The sequence below is a fragment of the Parabacteroides sp. merdae-related_45_40 genome, from assembly GCF_001915675.1.
In genome coordinates this window covers 18,809-37,258 of record NZ_MNQY01000131.1, presented here as the reverse complement: position 1 = coordinate 37,258, position 18,450 = coordinate 18,809, and the positions used below count along the sequence as shown (strand labels likewise).

Genomic DNA, 18,450 nt, shown 5'->3' with positions numbered 1-18,450 from the left:
GACAGATTAAGAAGATGAGAAATAACAAAGCTGCTTCTTTATTTCCAAAGGAGCTCGTTATAGAAAGTTTGAAGCAATCATTCGTTAAGTTAAATCCGCGGGTGATGTTCCGTAACCCGATCATGTTTATCGTAGAGGTGGTGACATTCGTTATGTTGTTCGTTACTATATGGGCAGTAGCCACAGGCGATACGACGCAAGGATCTTTCGGTTACAACATGTTAGTATTTATTGTATTGTTCGCAACGCTGCTTTTCGCAAATTTCGCAGAGGCGATTGCAGAAGCACGTGGTAAAGCACAGGCCGACAGTTTGCGTAAGACTCGTGAAGAGACTCCGGCTCGTTTGTGTGTCGGTAATAAGATCGAGACTGTCAGTTCTTCTCAGTTGAAGAAAGGCGACATCTTTATTTGTGAAGCCGGCGATACGATTCCTTCCGATGGTGAGATCATCGAAGGCCTGGCTTCTATCGACGAAAGCGCTATTACGGGTGAATCTGCTCCGGTGATCCGTGAAGCAGGCGGTGACAAGAGTTCGGTTACTGGTGGTACGAAAGTATTGTCAGATCAGATTAGAGTAAAAGTCACAACTGAACCGGGTGAAAGTTTCTTGGACAAGATGATTGCTTTGGTAGAAGGTGCTTCACGCCAAAAGACTCCGAACGAAATTGCCTTGACAATCCTACTGGCTGGTTTTACACTGGTATTCGTTGTTGTTTGCGGTACTTTGAAACCGTTTGCTGATTATTCTAACACGACGATTACGATCGCTGCCTTTATCTCTTTGTTTGTTTGTTTGATTCCGACTACGATTGGTGGTTTGTTGTCAGCTATCGGTATTGCAGGTATGGATCGTGCGTTGTCAGCTAATGTAATCACCAAATCCGGTAAGGCGGTTGAAACGGCTGGTGATATTGATACTTTACTACTCGACAAGACCGGTACAATCACGATTGGTAATCGCAAAGCAACCCAGTTCTATCCGGTATCTGGCGTTGATGAGCACTCTTTTGTACAGGCTTGTTTGCTGTCCTCTCTTTCTGACGATACGCCTGAAGGTAAGTCAATCGTAGAACTGGGACGTGAAAAAGGTGTACGTGTACATGATCTGAATACATCCGGATCAAAAATGATCAAATTTACGGCGGAGACAAAATGTTCAGGTGTAGATTTGGCAAATGGTACTCGTATCCGTAAAGGCGCTTTTGAAGCCATCCGTAAGATGAGTGAGGCTGCAGGTAACAAATACCCGAAAGAGGTTGCCGATTTAGTTCAGAAGATCACGAGCAACGGTGGTACTCCACTGGTTGTTTCACAGGACGACTTCATTATCGGTGTGATTGAATTACAAGATATTATCAAACCGGGTATCCAGGAACGTTTCGAGCGTCTGCGTAAGATGGGTGTGAAGACGGTAATGGTAACTGGTGATAACCCATTGACCGCAAAATATATCGCTGAAAAAGCAGGTGTAGACGATTATATCGCTGAGGCCAAACCGGAAGACAAGATGAACTATATCCGTAAGGAGCAGGAAAACGGTAAGCTGGTCGCTATGATGGGGGACGGAACGAATGATGCTCCGGCTTTGGCTCAAGCAAATGTTGGTGTGGCAATGAATAGTGGTACACAGGCTGCCAAGGAAGCTGGTAATATGGTTGATTTGGATAATGATCCAACGAAACTGATCGAGATTGTCGAAATTGGTAAACAGTTGCTGATGACTCGCGGAACGCTGACTACTTTCAGTATAGCTAACGACGTGGCTAAGTATTTCGCGATTGTTCCGGCTTTATTCATGGTTACGATCCCTGCATTGGCCCCAATGAACATTATGCACTTGCATAGCCCGGAATCAGCGATCCTGAGTGCGATCATCTTCAATGCAATCATTATCCCGATTCTGATCCCACTGGCGTTACGCGGTGTGGCTTATAAACCGATTGGTGCTTCTGCATTGCTTCGTCGCAACTTGCTGATTTACGGTTTGGGCGGTGTGATTGTCCCGTTCATTGGTATTAAGTTGATAGATATGATTGTAAGTTTATTCATGTAAAAGTAAAATCAATATTAAAAACCTTCCTTCCTCTGTATGAAGATAGGAGGAAGGTTAAGAAAATAAAATAATAATTCATTATGATATCAAATCTTTTTAAATCATTAAGACTGACAATTGCGTTTTGTTTGTTCTTCAGTGTTTTCTACATCTTCGTTTTGTGGTTGTTTGCCCAAGTGGCAGGACCGAATAAGGGTAATGCTGAACTGGTTACATTGAATGGAAAAGTAGTGGGGGCTGCCAATGTTGGTCAGAATTTTACACAAGATATTTATTTCTGGGGCCGTCCTTCCCATGCCGGTGACGGTTACGATGCATCCAGTTCGGCAGGTAGTAACAAGGGACCTTCCAATGAAGAACATTTGGCCTTGTTGGAAGAACGTATTGATACATTTTTGGTCCATCATCCTTACCTAACCCGTGAAAAAGTTCCGGCTGAAATCATCACGGCCAGTAGCTCCGGTTTGGATCCACATATCTCACCGAAAGCCGCTTATGTACAGGCTAAACGTGTAGCGGACGCTCGTGGTTGGTCGGAAGAAAAGGTGATGACAATCGTGAACTCACATGTTGAGAAACCTTTATTGGGCATGTTCGGTACAGAAAAAGTAAACGTGTTGAAATTAAACGTTGCGCTTGATAAAGCTGCTGAAAACAAATAACAGTTATTTAATAGGTAAATTAGATTTAAGGTTATGAAATCATTTGTAAAAAAAGTAGTTGCTTTGGCGGCTGCATTCTCAATGGCATCTTCTACGTTGGCTAATGCACAGGAAGAGGATGGTAAGGTAAATTTTTCCGTACAGGGAGATTTGGTAAGTTCTTATATTTGGCGTGGTTTTTACCAAACTGGTGCCAGCTTTCAACCCACATTATCTTTAGGCGTAGGTAATTTCTCTTTGACAGCTTGGGGGTCTACTGATTTCCAGGGTGCCAATTCCACATCAGCAGCTGCGGCTAAAGAAATAGATTTGACGGCTGCTTATACATTCGGATCGGCAGGTCCTACATTGTCTGTCGCTAGCTTATGGTGGGCAGGACAAGGTGCCGGTGACTACTTTAACTTCAAGAGTCACGAAACAGCTCACCATTTTGAAGCAGGTTTGGCTTACACTTTACCTATTGAGAAGTTCCCGCTGTCTATCACTTGGAATTTCATGTTTGCCGGTCAAGATAAAGATGAAAATGGAAACCAAAACTATTCTTCTTATGTAGAGCTGAACTTCCCGTTCACAGTGAAGGGAGTTGATCTGAATGCAACTTGTGGTGTTCTTCCATACGATGCGGGAGTAACTACGTATGGAGGTGATGTAAATAGTGGATTTGCTGTAATGAACGTTGCATTGAAAGCAATGAAAGATATCAAAATCACGAATTCTTTCTCATTACCCATTTTTACACAGGCAATTTGGAACCCTCGTATGGAGGATGCTCATCTTGTCTTGGGAATTTCTTTAAGACCTTGATATAGTATACGCATGGACCGAGAACAAAGTGTACAACATTTTTTAGGTAAATCGTATCGGATGCTATCAGATGCCCACCAATTACTGGAAAGCGGTATCGATGTCAAGATCGGTTATATAGAAACACATGGGAGAGTCGAGACAGAGGCATTGGTGGAAGGACTGCCTGTCATTCCACGTCGTAAAATATTTTATAAAGGAAAAGAGATCGAAGAGATGGACTTACAGTCAATTCTCAGTATTCATCCTGAAGTTGTTATCGTTGACGAATTGGCTCATACCAATGTTGAAGGCAGTAAGAATGAAAAACGTTGGCAGGATGTTATGGATATACTGGATGCCAGTATCAGTGTAATTACGGCAGTTAATATTCAGCATATAGAAGGATTAAACGAGATGGTGCAGGACGTGGTTGGCATTGAGGTCAAGGAGCGTATTCCTGATATCGTACTGGAGCAGGCGGATGAAGTAGTCAATATAGACCTTACTGCTGACGAACTGCTGGCTCGGTTAAAAGCCGGAAAAATATACAAACCTGATAAGATACAAACAGCATTGAATAATTTCTTTAAGGCTGAGCATATTCTTCAGCTTAGGGAATTGGCATTGAAAGAGGTTGCTTTGCGGGTAGAAAAAAAAGTGGAAAGTACTATTCCTGAGAATCTTGGCGTGCGGCATGAAAGGTTTATGGCCTGTATCAGCAGTAATGAGAAAACCCCTCGTAAGATCATACGGAAAGTCGCGCGGTTGGCTACCCGATATAACACCAAGTTCTTTGTATTGTATGTACAAACCCCTAGGGAAAGTTCGGACCGGATTTCGTTGGCAAGCCAAAGACATTTACTGAACCATTTCAAGCTGGCAACAGAACTCGGAGGAGAAGTTATTCAAGTGCAATCCCCACATATAACGGATGCGATAGTGCAGGCTTGTAAAGAAAAACAAATCAGCACATTATGTATTGGACGACCGACTTTAAAATACCCTTCCGTTATCCTTGCTATGGTTCATTATCGGAACATGTTAGAAGAATTAGCTCAATTAGGTATTGATTTGATAATATTAGCTTAAAAAATCCTTATATAAAAATGAATATAAAAACAAAGTTGACTTATGGAATAGGGCTTTTATTTGTCTTGATCACTTTATTAGGGGGATTGGCTATAAAAAACATTCATAATGTATCAGATGACACGCAGAATATTCTGGCGGATAATTATAATTCACTCCTTTATTCCCGTCAGATGCTTGAGTCATTGGATGCCATTCGGGAAAATCCGAATGCCCGAAAAAACTTTGAGGCCGGGTTGGAGGCTCAGAGAAACAATCTGACAGAGAAGGATGAAGACGTACTGACCAACCGGTTAAGTTCGTACTGTGAAAAGGCATTGGATGACATGGATGATGAATCGATTCGGCAAATACGCCAGACGATCTATACCATTATGGCGGTCAATATGTCTGCCATTTATGAAAAGAATGAAGTGGCTGTCCACACAGCGAAAAGATCTCTTTTTGGGATCTGGACGGTAGGGATTGCTTGTATCACGATCGCTTTCCTCTTTCTGGTTCGTTTACCACGTTCGGTCAGCGTACAGATCCGGAAATTGACGGATGGCATCAAGGAAATCACCAATGCCAATTACAGTAAGCGGCTCGATTTGGGGAATGAGCCGGAGTTCAAGGAAATAGCTACATTGTTTAACGAGATGGCTGAGCGATTGGCCGAATACAGGAACAGTTCGCTGGAAGATATCCTGCAGGGAAAAAAATATATAGAAACAATTATCAACAGCATAGCAGAACCTATCATAGGCTTGAGTAAGGAACGGAAGATTTTGTTTGTTAATGACGAGGCTTTGACTGTTTTGAATTTGACGCGGGAAAACATTATTGGCAGGCCGGCTCCCGAAGTGGCGTTAAAAAATGATTTGCTCCGCCGTTTGATTCGGCAATTAGTTCATCCCGATGACAATAAGGACCCGTTGAAAATTTACGCAGACAATAAAGAAAGCTATTTTCAGGTAAAATACATTCCGATCAACGTCAACAAGCAGACCGGACTAGAGAGTAAGTATGTCGGGGATGTGATCTTGTTGAAGAACGTGACCGAATTTAAAGAAAAAGATATTGCAAAGACAACCTTTATTTCGACGATTTCCCATGAACTGAAAACACCGATATCAGCTATTATGATGAGCTTGAAATTACTGGAAGATAACAGGATAGGAAAGCTAAATACAGAACAGGAGAGCCTTTCTAGGAACATAAAGGAGAATAGCGATCGTTTGTTGGAGATCACTAGTGAATTGTTGAAGATGTCACAGGTAGAGAGTGGTAAGCTCTATTTGAATCCGAAGATTACCAAACCGATCGAACTGATTAACTATGCCATCAAGGCGAACCAGGTACAAGCCGAGCGTTTTAACTGTCAGATCGAAGTGGAATATCCCGAAAAGATTGCCAAGTTGTTTGTTGACAGCGAGAAGATTGCTTGGGTTGTGACCAATCTGTTGTCGAACGCCATCCGTTATTCATCGGAGAACGGGAGGATCGTCATCGGTGCACGACAGATCGACAAAGCCGTCGAGATTTATGTCAAGGACTTCGGAAAGGGCATTGATTCGCGTTACCACGAAAGTATTTTTGATCACTATTTCCGTGTCCCAGGAACAAAAGTACAAGGTAGTGGTTTAGGACTTGCCATCAGCAAGGACTTTGTGGAAGCTCATGGTGGTACGATCCATATCGAAAGCGAAGTCGGTAAAGGTAGTACGTTCGTGGTTAGATTTAATGTATAAAAAGTAAAATCAAAAATCAGATAGTCTAATGAAAGTATTAAAATTTGGTGGTACTTCAGTCGGTTCTGCCCAGCGGATCAAGAATGTTGCGTCAATAGTTTGCGATCAGGAACAGAAAATAGTAGTGCTCTCTGCTATGGCTGGGACAACAAACTCTTTAGTGGAGATATCTGAATGTTTTCACAAAAAAGATCCGGAAAAAGCCAATGCGGTCCTTTCTTCCTTGGAGCAGGCTTATGTCAATCATATAGAAGAATTATACCGGAGTGATGTCTACAAGGAAAAAGCCATGCAATACATGCTCGAACGGTTTCAACATGTCTGGTCTTTCTCAAATATGCCTTTCAGCGTATTCGATGAAAAGGAAATCTTGGTGCAGGGTGAGTTGATATCGACTTTTCTGATGGCCTGTTATCTGGAAGAACAGGGGGTGGAGGTTGCTTTATTGCCTGCGTTGAACTTCATGCGGATTACGGTGGACAATGAACCGGATATGGAATATATCTCTAAACACCTAAAGGTTCTTTTGGAGCAAAACAAGGAGGCTGAAATATATATCACGCAAGGTTTTATTTGCCGGAATGCCTACGGCAGTATTGACAACTTGGAAAGGGGAGGAAGTGATTACACCGCCTCTTTAATCGGAGCGGCTATCCAAGCAGAAGAGATACAGATATGGACGGATATTGACGGAATGCATAATAATGACCCACGGTTTGTCAATGATACCGCTCCTGTCAGACAATTGAACTTCGACGAAGCAGCCAAGTTGGCGCATTTCGGTGCTAAGATACTGCATCCGGCTTGTATCCTACCTGCCAAGGAAAAGAACATTCCGGTACGCCTTTTGAACGCGTTGCAACCAAGTGCGTCAGGTACATTGATCTCGAACACTGCTGAAAAAGAGGCGATCAAAGCTGTTGCCGCCAAAGACAATATCACATATGTCAAGATCAAGTCGCTACATACGATACCGACACCTCATTTTCTGAGCATCGTGTTTGATACATTCTATAATTACAATACACCGGTGGACATGGTGACTACTTCTGATATCGGAGTTTCCGTAGCGATTGATAATGACAAGCACATAGACGAGATTGTGGGTGTATTAAGGGAATACGCAACGATTACAGTCGAAAAGAATATGGTGATTGTTTGTGTTGTTGGTGACTTGGAATGGCAAAATGTCGGTTTTGAGGCACGCATCATCAATGCGTTGAAAGATATTCCCGTACGAATGATTTCATACGGTGGTAGTAGTAGTAACGTATCGTTGGTGATGAAAGCGGAGGATAAAGTGCATGCCTTAAAGGCGCTCAGTGAACACCTATTTTCCGTATCTGACATTTATTAAATATACCAGATTTGATTCCTTTATCAAATGTTTGGGAGGGACACCAAATCTGTTGAACAATTATATGAAAAACAGAAAGAGAAGGAAATGTTGGAAGATCAAGATGCCTCTGTTTATTCTGTTATCTTTTGGTATAGACAAAATATAATGAAGTGAATTCTAAATGTTTTTGTCTAACTTTTAGGATTCACTTCTATATCCATCTACTATTTAACAATATATATTATTTCTTATAACCCGCTAAAATCGACCCCGTCGAATATTAGAGAAGGAACACGCCAACTGGAGAATGTGCGCGGGTCATTGCCGACTTCGGCTAAATTACTCCACAAGGAAATCATGTTGCCTGTTGCGTTCATTTCGGAGATGGGTTGTGTCAGTTTGCCTTTTTCGATCAGGAAACCTTCTACACCGTAAGAGAAGTCACCGGTCGTACTGTTGCTGTTACCGCCGTTGAAACCCGTCACCAGAATACCTCTGTCGACAGAAGCAATCAGACCATCCGTATCCTTATTTCCCATTTGCATGGTCAGGATAGAAGGGGAGGCAATCGTTTGTCTCATATTCATCTTGTTGGCTGAATAGGTATCGATATAATAGGTTTTCAGGATACCGTTTTCAAACACAGGCATACGTTTTGTCGCTACACCTTCGCCATCGAAATATCGGGCACCGGATGTACCCACCATGTGGGGTTCATCGATAACCGTTAGTTTGTCACCCAATACTTTCTGGTCGATTTTATCCAACAAAAAAGAGTTTTTCTGCTGGATGGAAGAACCATATAATGCATCGATTACCGGAGAAAGCAAACGGGAGGAATTCATATTGTCCACAACCATCTGATACTTGCCGGAAGCGACCTTTTTCTGTCCCAGTTTACGCATTACACGTTCCAGGGCCTTTGTTCCCAGACCTTCTTTAATTAACTTATCATAGTAAAGTGAAGAATCGAACCAATAGGATTCCGGGCGAGCATCCCCTTCACCTTTGATGCTTACGCTGGCAACTAGGCTGAAAGAAGAACCGGATGCTTCCCCTTCGAAGCCGTTGCTGGCAACCATATATTTGAAATCCTTTTCATCGCTGTAGGATGAATTGACCGAGATAATACGGGGGTCTTTTCCCATCATTTCGTTGCAGACGTTCATGGCCAGTGTCACTTTGTCGTCCGGCTGGATTGAGTCGAACTTCGGATCGATCAGTTGCAAGTCGGCGCCGCCTCCTTTATAATAGAGAGAAGAGTCGGGTAACGTACGCGCCTTGTCTTCCGCCAGGAAGCGAGTGGAAGCGATACCGTTACGGATAAAACTTTCCAGTTCCTTTTTATCCAGACGGTTTGTAGAGAAGGAACCGAAACGTCCGTCCACAAACAGATGGATCACCAAACTGTTTTCCGATGCCTGTTGCAAGCGGTCCATTTTCATATCACGTATTTCGAAGGAACTGCTCGATCCATTATAGATACTTACACGTGAGGCCTGGCAACCGTTTTTCAGGGCAAATTCCATGGCCCACTGAGCCAGTTTTTTATTTTCGTTCGTTATCATGTCTAATGATTTATGATTTTAGATTTATGATTATGACTTTGGATTTATGATTTATGGGTGTGTAGACAACGCATAAATCATAAATCTTTTTAATTTTCTCCTCCTACAGTAAGTTTACTAACTAAGGCTGACGGCATACCGCAGGTTACCGGACAGGATTGTCCGTCCTTGCCGCATGTCCAGGTGCCGTTATCCATCTTGTAATTGTTTCCGACCATCGTGATATCGGCCAATGCACGTGGACCGTTACCGATGATATTGATATCTTTGATCGGCTGTGTCAGTTTACCATTTTCGATTAGATAACCGTCTTTCACGAAGAAGGTGAAGTCGCCTGCACCGATCTGTACTTGCCCGTTGGTGAAGCTAGAGGCATAGATACCTTTCTTCACCGTCGAGATCATTTCTTCTTCCGTCACGTTTCCGGCTTCCATATAGGTAGCGCGCATACGCGGGATCGGCATCTGGCGGAATGATTCACGGCGACCGTTCCCCGTTGAAGGTATACCGTAATGTTTGGCACTGATACGGTCGTGCAGGTAGCTGGTCAGAATGCCTTCTTTCACGATATAAGTCTTTTGCCCGGCGATACCTTCGTCATCGATATTGACAGAACCGCGGTTGAAAGGAATCGTACCGTCGTCCACCACATTGATATGCTCGTTACAAACCTTTTTGTTCAGCTGGTCGGAGAAGATCGATGTATTCTTGCGATTGAAGTCAGCTTCGAAAGCATGGCCGATTGCTTCGTGCAACAAGATGCCGGAACCTCCTGCACCCATTACGACCGGCATTTCGCCTCCTTTAGGCTTGATAGCTTGGAATAGGATGGAGGTTTTCTCTACTGCCTCCTTAGCTACTTCGGCAATGATATCATCTGTCAGGAATTCGGCTCCCATGCGGAAAGCGCGGGATGCATATGAATTTTCGATCTTCCCGTTGTCCTCCATGATACAGACTGCCCCCAGCGTCACCATCGGACGATAGTCGTAGTACATCTGTCCTTCGGAGTTGCAGAACAAGATGTGTGAAGTCGTGTCTCCCAACGAAGCCATCACTTTGTGCACCCGTTTGTCAAGCGCAAAAATCTGATCGTTCAGTTTCTGAAGATACGGGGTCTTTGCATTTACGGCGAGCTCGTCCCAAGGAGTTTGTACACCGTAATAATTATTCGGGATCGGTTCCTCCGTCAGGGCAACCGGAGCTTTTCCTGCCGAGCCGGTTGCGATACGGGCTGCCGTGCGGGCAGCTTTCAGCATCTCGTCGAGAGTCACGTTTTCCACATACGCATAACCGGTCTGATCACCGGCCAATACACGTACTCCCATACCGAAATCGATATTGGACGAAGCACGGTTTACGGCTCCGTCTTGCAATCCGATATTGTTCCGGTAGGAATGTTCAAAGAAAAGATCTGCATAGTCGCCTCCTTTCTCAAGTGCTGCTGCCAACACTTTCTTCATGTCGTTTTCACTGACACCAAAATGGTTCTGAGCGAATGAGATACCGGTAGCCTGATCTACCTTGTTTCCGGTACAACTTCCCAGGAATGAGGGAACTGCTAATGATCCAAGCATAACCATACCTCCTGTTTTGATAAAATCACGTCTGTTGATTTTCATATGTTCGATTATAGTTTATTCTCTTTTGCCCATTGCATGACGTTGGCTGGCGGGCGTTCGGCCAACAATTCTTTTTTCATGAAATCCATGTAAGGAGCCACGTGCTTAAAAAATTTCTTGTAACCTCTACATAGATAGTTCAATCCGGGTTCGCCGTTTGCCGTATGGAGAAAACGGTTCTTAGGACATTCGCCGTTGCAGGCAAACAGGTAGTCACACTCCTTGCATTGGGTAGGGAGTGTTTCATATTTGTCTGCTCCGAACTTCAGTTGGCGTTGGCTGTACATCATCTCGGTAAGCGTCTGGGTATGGATGTTACCTAACTTATATTCCGGGAATACAAAGTGGTCGCAGGCATATACGTCGCCATTGAACTCCATCACACCGGCATGTCCGCAAGTGCGTGCCAGCGTACAGACGCCCGGTTGTTCGCCTACCCAGTTTGCCAGTGTGGAGTCGAAAAGCTGGATATAATAATTACCGACATCCTCTTTCAGCCATTCGTCGAAGACCGCACAGAGGAAATCTCCCCATTTTCCGGCGTCGACCGTGAAAGGGGCTAGTTTGATGTTGGCATCCTGCTGTTCCGGCGAGGTGAGCAACGTTCCGTCCTGATGGAATCCGAGGCGTTCTACAATCGGGGTGAATTGGATATAGTGGCAATCTATTTCCTTGAAAAAGTGATAGAATTCCAGCGGATAATCTACGTTGTAGTCATTGACGACTGCCATTGCGTTGTATTCCACGCCATGCTTTTTCAGCAGTTCGATTCCCTTCATCACTTTATAGAAGGAGGGGAGTCCCTGCTTGTTGCGACGATATTCGTCATGAAACTCCTGCGGGCCGTCTATCGAAACTCCCACGAGGAAGTTGTTCTCTTTGAAGAAACGACACCAGTCGTCGTTCAGCAGTGTCCCGTTTGTCTGGATACAGTTGTCTATCTGGCGTCTGTGGCCGTACTTGCGTTGCAATTCCAGTGCTTTCCGATAGAAACTGATCGGACGCATCAGCGTTTCACCACCGTGCCAGGTAAAGAGAACCTGCGGCATCGTCTGACATTCCAGATATTCCTTGATGAATTTTTCCAGTAACTGTTCGCTCATGATATGATTTTTCACCTCTGGATAAAGTTTCCCTTTCTCCAGATAATAACAGTATTCGCACGCCAGGTTGCAAACTGAACCGACAGGCTTCAACATTACATATACGGGTTTCGCGAACGGGGATATATATGGATTACTCATGGTATGCTTAAAACGATGTTTTATTTAGTTTCATATGCAAAAGTAATCTTTTTAACGGATGAATGTTGTTTTTTTACCGTGTTTTTTTCTTGTAGCGGTTGTAATCGGTGACAAATCCTTCGCAAAGCCAATTCGCGAGTGCCTGACGGTTGTCGCTCAGGATGATTCGCTGCTGGTCGAAACTGTTTTGGATATTACCTAACTCGACGAAAACGGAGGCCGGTGTCGTATGTCTCAACACGTATAAGTTCCGTCCGTCCACTGTTCCGGTAAATCCTCGTCCCGGCTGGTGCTTCTTATATTTATGGGTGAAAGTTGTCCGCATGGTTTTCGCCAGATGCTTGCTTTCGGAGTTTTTATTCTGGTGGTAGAAAAAAACATCGGTCTGGTGTCCCTTGTTCCGGCTGTCCACATGCACGAAGATAGCTCGTTTGTAGGCGTATTTATCCTGCTTGAACAGGGTGTTTATCTTGTCACTTCGTTGTTTCAGGCGACGGACCTGGTTAAAAGGAATAGGGCTACCCATACAAGTTTCCCGTTTACTGTTCTTCAGGTATTTGTCATCCCGTATCCCGTCTTTGGCATCTTGAATGATAATGTGGACTTTGGCTCCTTTTGTCATCAGGTTGCGTGCCAGACGGAGTACGATGTCGTAGGCATATTCGTCTTCGTGCAACTCGATTTTGCCAATCCGTCCGATTGCTCCTGGATCAGGGCCTCCGTGTCCGCTGACCAGATAGAAACAGGCTCCTTTTAGTTCGGACGATGTTACCTTATAGGAGGCCAGTTCTTTGCCGAACAACGGTTCATAGTTCGCTCGTTTGATGGCGGATGCAACAGCTTCTTTTCCCTGTAAGGGGGGAAGCGTATATTTGACTCCTATCCTAAGGGTATTCCCATTGCCTAACTTGTTCTTGTTCAGCTCGATGAACTGTTTCTGATATGAAATACCTGTACGGTTATGGCGTTTGAGGAACAGGGTGATGCCTTCTCCTTTCTTGGGAAAGGCTTTTTCCTGGGCCTGTAAACGGTTGACGCAAAATATGGTAAAAAATAACGCGAATATGATATTAAGTTTAAACTTCATTGGAGACATGTTGCTAATGCGAACAAAAATAACGCTTTTTCGGGATTATGCAAAATATACGGTTATTATCAGGCGGAGCAGCATGTCCTAGTAGTATCATAGGCAGGAAGAGTTTGTGCCATGTCGATGAAACGGTTGTGCCATACTGGTGAAACGGTCGTGCCATGCCGATGGAATTATTGTGGCAAAGGCATGAAGCTTTATTTTTATGGTTTGTCTGCTTTTGTTCGCCTGAGTTCAGGAAATATCTCAGATCAAATGATTCATCGCCATGTATTTCCAAAGTGGGGCGGCATGGAGCGCTTGTTTGATCTGGTCGTTTAGCAACAATTCTTTTACTTCGTCGAGAGTCAGAAGGTGGACGCTGAGGTCTTCCGTGTCTTCCAGATGTTGTGCCATGACTGACTCTACATCTGTGGCAAGATAGCAATAAGTCAGGTTGGTGTGGGTACTCGGATTGACGCCTATTACCATCAGTTCGCTCCAATTTCCGTTGCCGTAGCCGGTCTCTTCGAGCAATTCCCGTTGGGCGGAGACGAGTGGGGAGGCGTCTTCCTTTTCGCAGACACCGGCGCAAAGTTCGTAAGCCGTGATACCCAGTCCATGACGGTATTGGCTTACAAATACGAATTTCTGCTCTTTGGTGATTGCGATCACATTGATCCATTCTGGATATTCGAATATATAATATTCAGGAATCCTGTTTCCGTTCGGCAATTCCACTTCCTCCCTGCGCACGGTGAACCAAGGTTGGCTGGATAGGTATTCACTTTTCAGTACTTTCCAGTTTCTGTTTTTCGGAGTTTCCATATTTGTAGTTTGTTGATGGTGTGTATCAAAATATATAATTATGAAACGGTCGAGTTTGTAATAAATTGTATTTGTACTTATCTTTGTAGCTTCGAAAGAGAGGACTTAGATGAATAAAGATAATAATTTCGGCAGGCTTTTGCTCCTGCTACTTCTTGCGTTTGGTATCTGCTTGGGACTTTATTACTTACCGGACCAGCTGTTCGGGATGAAAATAAAAAAAGTTGATTTACTTTCCGATCTCAGGATAAAACCAGAATCCCTGTCTATGGATTCCTTGCGTATGCAATTGGAACAACCGGATACGGTCCGGATAGATTCGGCCGCCGTGCGTGATTCGATCCTGAAAACGACAGGTATCGATTCCGTCGCCCTCGCATTACGCGATTCGCTTTACAAGGTTATGTATGCGGACAAGGGAGCCGATTCGTTGGGAACGCGTATCGAGGATTACTCTGTCGGCCATATCGGTTTGAAACGTTTTTTTGCCGCTTTAAGAAATAGCAGGCAGGCGAACCGCCCGGTGCGTGTCGCCTTTTTGGGTGATTCGTTTATCGAAGGTGACATTGTGGTGGCTGATTTCCGTTCGGGTATGCAGGAGCGGTTCGGAGGACGCGGAGTCGGTTTCGTTCCGGTTACGTCGGTAGCCGCCCAGTTCCGTCCGACGATCGAGCAAAAGGCGGAAGGTTGGACCACCTGGTCCATGTTGACGGATCATCATCATCGGTATACGCTTTCCGGAATGACGTTCGAACCGAAAGGGGAGAAGCCATCTATCTCGATCAAGATGACAGACCGTTATCCGGAGTTGAAAACGGTTTCTTCCCTTAAATTCTTGTATGAAAAGAATATCCGTACACAGATGACTTTGGTTTGCAACGGCACGCAGGACACGATCTGCGAGACCTTGGAACCGACAACCGCCATCACGCAATACGAACAAACAGGAACCTTTACGGAAGCCTCCTTCAGCTTTGTCGATACGGCCGGTTTCCGTGCTCTCGGGGTTGCACTCGAAGATAATTCTGGGGTGATCGTGGACAATTATTCGTTGCGTGGCAATTCGGGGATGATCCTTTCGAGATTGGACAGCACCCGTTGCCGAGAGTTGAACGAGATACGTCCCTATGATCTGGTCGTTTTGCAGTACGGGTTGAATATCGTCAGCGACAGCGTTCTCCAGTATGGCTGGTACGCCAAGCGGATGGAAGAAGCCGTACGCCACGTACGCGTTTGTTTTCCGGATGCCGATATCCTGATGCTGGGGGTTTCGGACAGGAGCCGACAAGTGGACGGAACCTTCGAAACGATGCCTGCCGTATTAGCCTTGCTGCACGCACAGCGGCAGGCGGCTCGCCGTTCGGGGGTCGCTTTCTGGAATGTCTTTGGGGCGATGGGAGGAGAGAACAGCATGATCCGTTTCGTGGAGAACAATTGGGCTAGCAAAGACTATACCCATTTGAGTTTCAGGGGAGGAAAAGAGATAGCTTCTGCCTTGTTGAAGGCAATATTATTAGAAAAGGAGTTTTATGATGAAGCAGACAAAGTGGCTCATTAGTCTATCGGCTTGCCTGGTTTTGATGGCCGCCAGTTCTGCCGGAGTGAAAGGAAAATTGGCGATCCCGTGTCAAGCGTGGGAACAGGGGAGTATTGATACGATCCCGCTCCCTTCCCGCATTTATTCGATCGGGAAGGAGGTCGATTCGATCCAGTCGCCCTCTTCGCTGCAATCCTTCTTTGACGAACTGGATTCGCTCGGAGCGGGGAAGGATACCGTATTGACAATCGTCCATTTAGGCGATTCTCACATACAGGCCGGTTATTATTCCGGTAAAGTGATGCGTCTTTTGCAGGCGCAGTTCGGGAATGCCGGACGTGGATGGATTGCCCCTTTCAAGTTGAGCAAGACGAATGAGCCGGACGATTATTTCATCTCTTCTTCCGTCCGCGAATGGGTGACGGGACGCTGTATCCAAGCCAATAAGAAATGTCCTGTTGGAATCGGTGGAATCGGTATCCAGTCCGTTTCTCCTTCCATCAATTTGGACGTTCGGATAGCGCCTAACAACGGGGCCGGCTATTCCTTCAACCAGGCGATCCTTTACCGGGGGGAGAAAGCCATGCCTATGTTGCCGGCCGGTTCGTTCAAAGATTCCATACAGACATCCTTGGCTACGGTTCCGGCTGTCGCAGGTGTCTTGGCCGATACCTTCCGTATTTCTCATCCGGTAGATACGTTGCAGCTGCACAGTACCCGGCGGAAACAAGGCACGGATAAGCTGCTTCCGGCCTCCAACTTCAAAAATGTTTATTATGGTTTCAGCCTGACGAACGGTTATCCGGGTGTCCTCTACCATTCGGTCGGCGTGAACGGGGCGATGTATGTCAATTACACAGACGAAGCGTACGTTCGTCATTTGGCCCTGTTGAAACCTTCTTTGCTGATTATTTCGTTGGGTACGAACGAAACCTTCGGCCGCCGCTTCCGTTCGGAAGAATTTGGCGGACAGATACGTGCGTTCGTTTCTCTCGTCAAGAAACAGATGCCTGAAACGGTTATTCTGCTCACCACTCCGCCGGAATGCTACAAGCGGACTTATGTCAATAAAAAACGGACGTATGTCCGTAACTCGAATACCCAACTTGCTGCAAAGGCGATTGTAAAGGCGGCACGTGAAGAGGGCGTAGCTTGCTGGGATCTCTTTGCCGCTACGGGAGGGAAAAGCTCCTGCACCAAATGGCGCAAGGAAAAACTGATGGGCCGTGACCGTATTCATTTCACAAAGGATGGCTATCGTGAGCAAGGAACCTTGTTATATCGTGCCCTAATGCAATCTTATAATCAAATGTTGAAAATCAGAAAAGATGATGAATGATTTTATAAATAAAATGGGAGAATATTGGTCTCAGCTCTCATTCGACAAACTTGGCGATATATTGACCTACCATCACAATGCTCCGATACTTTTCAGCAGCGGATTGTTTTTCTTCCTTTTTATCGGTTTCCTGATTATTTATATGTCGCTCAGGAAGCATTTGCTGACGCGTATCATTTACGTTACGTTGTTTTCCATCTATTTCTATTATAAGAGCAGCGGATTGTTTTTCTTTCTCCTGCTGTTTGTCGCAACATCCGATTTTTGCATTGCGCAGTGTATGGCCAAGACGGCTTCCCGATGGAAGCGCAAAGCATGGGTTGTCCTGAGCCTGTGCGTTGACTTAGGGCTGTTGGGATATTTCAAATACTTCAATTTCCTACGGGAGATCATGGCTGCCGTTGCTCATGAGTTGGGGTATCAGTTAGGGAATACCTCGTTGCAGAACATTACCTATCAGCCGTTGGATATCTTTCTGCCGGTCGGCATTTCCTTCTTTACTTTCCAGACCATCAGCTACGTGATTGATGTGTACCGGGGTAGGATAGATCCCCTCCGGCGTTGGATCGACTATGTTTTCTATGTATCCTTCTTCCCGCAGCTGGTGGCCGGTCCAATCGTCCGGGCACGCGATTTTATTCCTCAGATTTATAAAACTCCGGTTGTTACGCGGGCGGAGTTCGGAGAAGGACTTTTCCTCGTCTTGTGCGGGCTCTTCAAGAAAACCGTCATATCCGACTATATCAGCTTGAACTTCGTCGACCGCATATTCGATGCTCCTTTGCTCTATACAGGGGTGGAAAATCTGTTGGGTGTGTATGGTTATGCCTTGCAGATCTATTGTGATTTTTCCGGCTATTCGGATATGGCGATCGGAATTGCATTGTTGTTAGGTTTCCGTTTTAATGTGAACTTCGATTCGCCTTACCAATCGGCGACCATTACGGAATTCTGGCGACGTTGGCATATCTCGCTCTCTTCTTGGTTGAAAGACTATTTGTATATTTCACTCGGAGGTAATCGGAAAGGGAAAATACGGACATACATCAACCTGCTGATAACGATGTTGTTGGGCGGTTTATGGCACGGAGCCTCCGTGAGTTTTATCCTTTGGGGCGCCCTGCATGGAGTTGCACTGGCCGTCCATAAGTTCGTGATGAACCATTTCAGCAGTTTCAAACCATTAGGATCAGAAATGAAACCCTGGAGAAGAGTGATAGGTGTTCTGATCACTTTCCATCTGGTGTGCTTTGGCTGGATTCTGTTCCGGGCTGACTCGATGCAAACGGTTGGCGAGGTGCTGACGCAGATTTTCACGAATTTCCATCCGGAGGTCTTTATGCAGTTTGTGGTGGGCTATAAAGGAGTGTTCGTCTTGATGGTGGTGGGTTATATCCTGCATTTCATGCCGAAATCGGCGGAAAACGGTTTGCAGGCAGTCGTTACCCGTTCTCCTTTGCTTGTTCAGGCGGTGATGCTGGCGATTGCGATCTTTGTTGTCGTGCAGTTCAAGAGTGCCGGGGTGCAACCATTTATCTACTTCCAGTTCTGACATTGTTTCCTGCCATATCGGGAATCCGATG

Annotated in this window: 14 protein-coding genes; 9 read left to right on the top strand and 5 right to left on the bottom strand. The window is 45.2% G+C overall.

Annotated features, from left to right (window positions below):
• Window positions 1-14 precede the first annotated feature (14 nt).
• The 6 genes from kdpB to BHV83_RS18650 all read left to right on the top strand — a co-directional run bounded on the left by kdpB (window position 15) and on the right by BHV83_RS18650 (window position 7,678).
• Window positions 15-2,054: a potassium-transporting ATPase subunit KdpB gene (gene kdpB, locus BHV83_RS18675; RefSeq protein WP_122203679.1), complete on the top strand. Its 2,040-nt coding sequence runs from the start codon at window positions 15-17 to the stop codon at window positions 2,052-2,054.
• Between the two features lie 80 nt (window positions 2,055-2,134).
• A complete protein-coding gene (locus BHV83_RS18670) occupies window positions 2,135-2,716 on the top strand; it encodes a K(+)-transporting ATPase subunit C (protein WP_005643457.1) in 582 nt (193 codons plus the stop codon).
• A gap of 33 nt (window positions 2,717-2,749) precedes the next feature.
• Entirely contained in the window at window positions 2,750-3,520 is a 771-nt protein-coding gene (locus BHV83_RS18665) for a TorF family putative porin (protein WP_122205964.1), read from the top strand.
• A 12-nt stretch (window positions 3,521-3,532) separates the two neighbouring features.
• Window positions 3,533-4,591: a sensor protein KdpD gene (locus tag BHV83_RS18660; protein ID WP_286757892.1), complete on the top strand. Its 1,059-nt coding sequence runs from the start codon at window positions 3,533-3,535 to the stop codon at window positions 4,589-4,591.
• An 11-nt stretch (window positions 4,592-4,602) separates the two neighbouring features.
• Window positions 4,603-6,321: an ATP-binding protein gene (locus tag BHV83_RS18655; RefSeq protein ID WP_081582773.1), complete on the top strand. Its 1,719-nt coding sequence runs from the start codon at window positions 4,603-4,605 to the stop codon at window positions 6,319-6,321.
• Between the two features lie 28 nt (window positions 6,322-6,349).
• Window positions 6,350-7,678 carry an aspartate kinase gene (locus tag BHV83_RS18650; protein ID WP_005641795.1) on the top strand — a complete coding sequence of 443 codons (1,329 nt, stop codon included), beginning with the start codon at window positions 6,350-6,352 and terminating at the stop codon, window positions 7,676-7,678.
• A gap of 230 nt (window positions 7,679-7,908) precedes the next feature.
• On the opposite strand, the gene BHV83_RS18645 is transcribed toward BHV83_RS18650, so the two are convergent.
• The 5 genes from BHV83_RS18645 to BHV83_RS18625 form a co-directional block, all read right to left on the bottom strand.
• On the bottom strand, window positions 7,909-9,228 hold the full coding sequence (locus BHV83_RS18645; protein WP_022322957.1) for a TldD/PmbA family protein: 1,320 nt from the start codon (window positions 9,226-9,228) through the stop codon (window positions 7,909-7,911).
• Between the two features lie 89 nt (window positions 9,229-9,317).
• Window positions 9,318-10,850: a TldD/PmbA family protein gene (locus BHV83_RS18640; protein ID WP_046452342.1), complete on the bottom strand. Its 1,533-nt coding sequence runs from the start codon at window positions 10,848-10,850 to the stop codon at window positions 9,318-9,320.
• Between the two features lie 8 nt (window positions 10,851-10,858).
• Complete coding sequence (locus BHV83_RS18635) at window positions 10,859-12,094, bottom strand: anaerobic sulfatase-maturation protein (RefSeq protein ID WP_022322959.1); 1,236 nt, start codon at window positions 12,092-12,094, stop codon at window positions 10,859-10,861.
• Between the two features lie 73 nt (window positions 12,095-12,167).
• The gene (locus tag BHV83_RS18630; RefSeq protein WP_286757891.1) at window positions 12,168-13,181 is read right to left on the bottom strand and encodes an N-acetylmuramoyl-L-alanine amidase family protein; all 1,014 of its coding nucleotides are present in this window, start codon (window positions 13,179-13,181) and stop codon (window positions 12,168-12,170) included.
• Window positions 13,182-13,430: 249 nt separating this feature from the next.
• Window positions 13,431-13,991, bottom strand: a complete 561-nt coding sequence (locus tag BHV83_RS18625; protein WP_119215795.1) for an NUDIX hydrolase — start codon at window positions 13,989-13,991, stop codon at window positions 13,431-13,433.
• 109 nt (window positions 13,992-14,100) lie between these two features.
• Between BHV83_RS18625 and BHV83_RS18620 the strand changes: the two genes are divergently transcribed.
• From BHV83_RS18620 to BHV83_RS18610, 3 genes are read left to right on the top strand one after another with little or no spacing between them, the layout of a single operon-like run.
• A complete protein-coding gene (locus tag BHV83_RS18620) occupies window positions 14,101-15,549 on the top strand; it encodes an SGNH/GDSL hydrolase family protein (protein WP_122205965.1) in 1,449 nt (482 codons plus the stop codon).
• Window positions 15,521-16,867, top strand: a complete 1,347-nt coding sequence (locus BHV83_RS18615; RefSeq protein ID WP_182387883.1) for a GDSL-type esterase/lipase family protein — start codon at window positions 15,521-15,523, stop codon at window positions 16,865-16,867. The genes BHV83_RS18620 and BHV83_RS18615 overlap by 29 nt, the downstream gene beginning before the upstream one ends.
• Entirely contained in the window at window positions 16,860-18,419 is a 1,560-nt protein-coding gene (locus BHV83_RS18610) for an MBOAT family O-acyltransferase (RefSeq protein WP_122205982.1), read from the top strand. Before BHV83_RS18615 ends, BHV83_RS18610 begins: the two co-directional genes overlap by 8 nt.
• Window positions 18,420-18,450 lie beyond the last annotated feature (31 nt).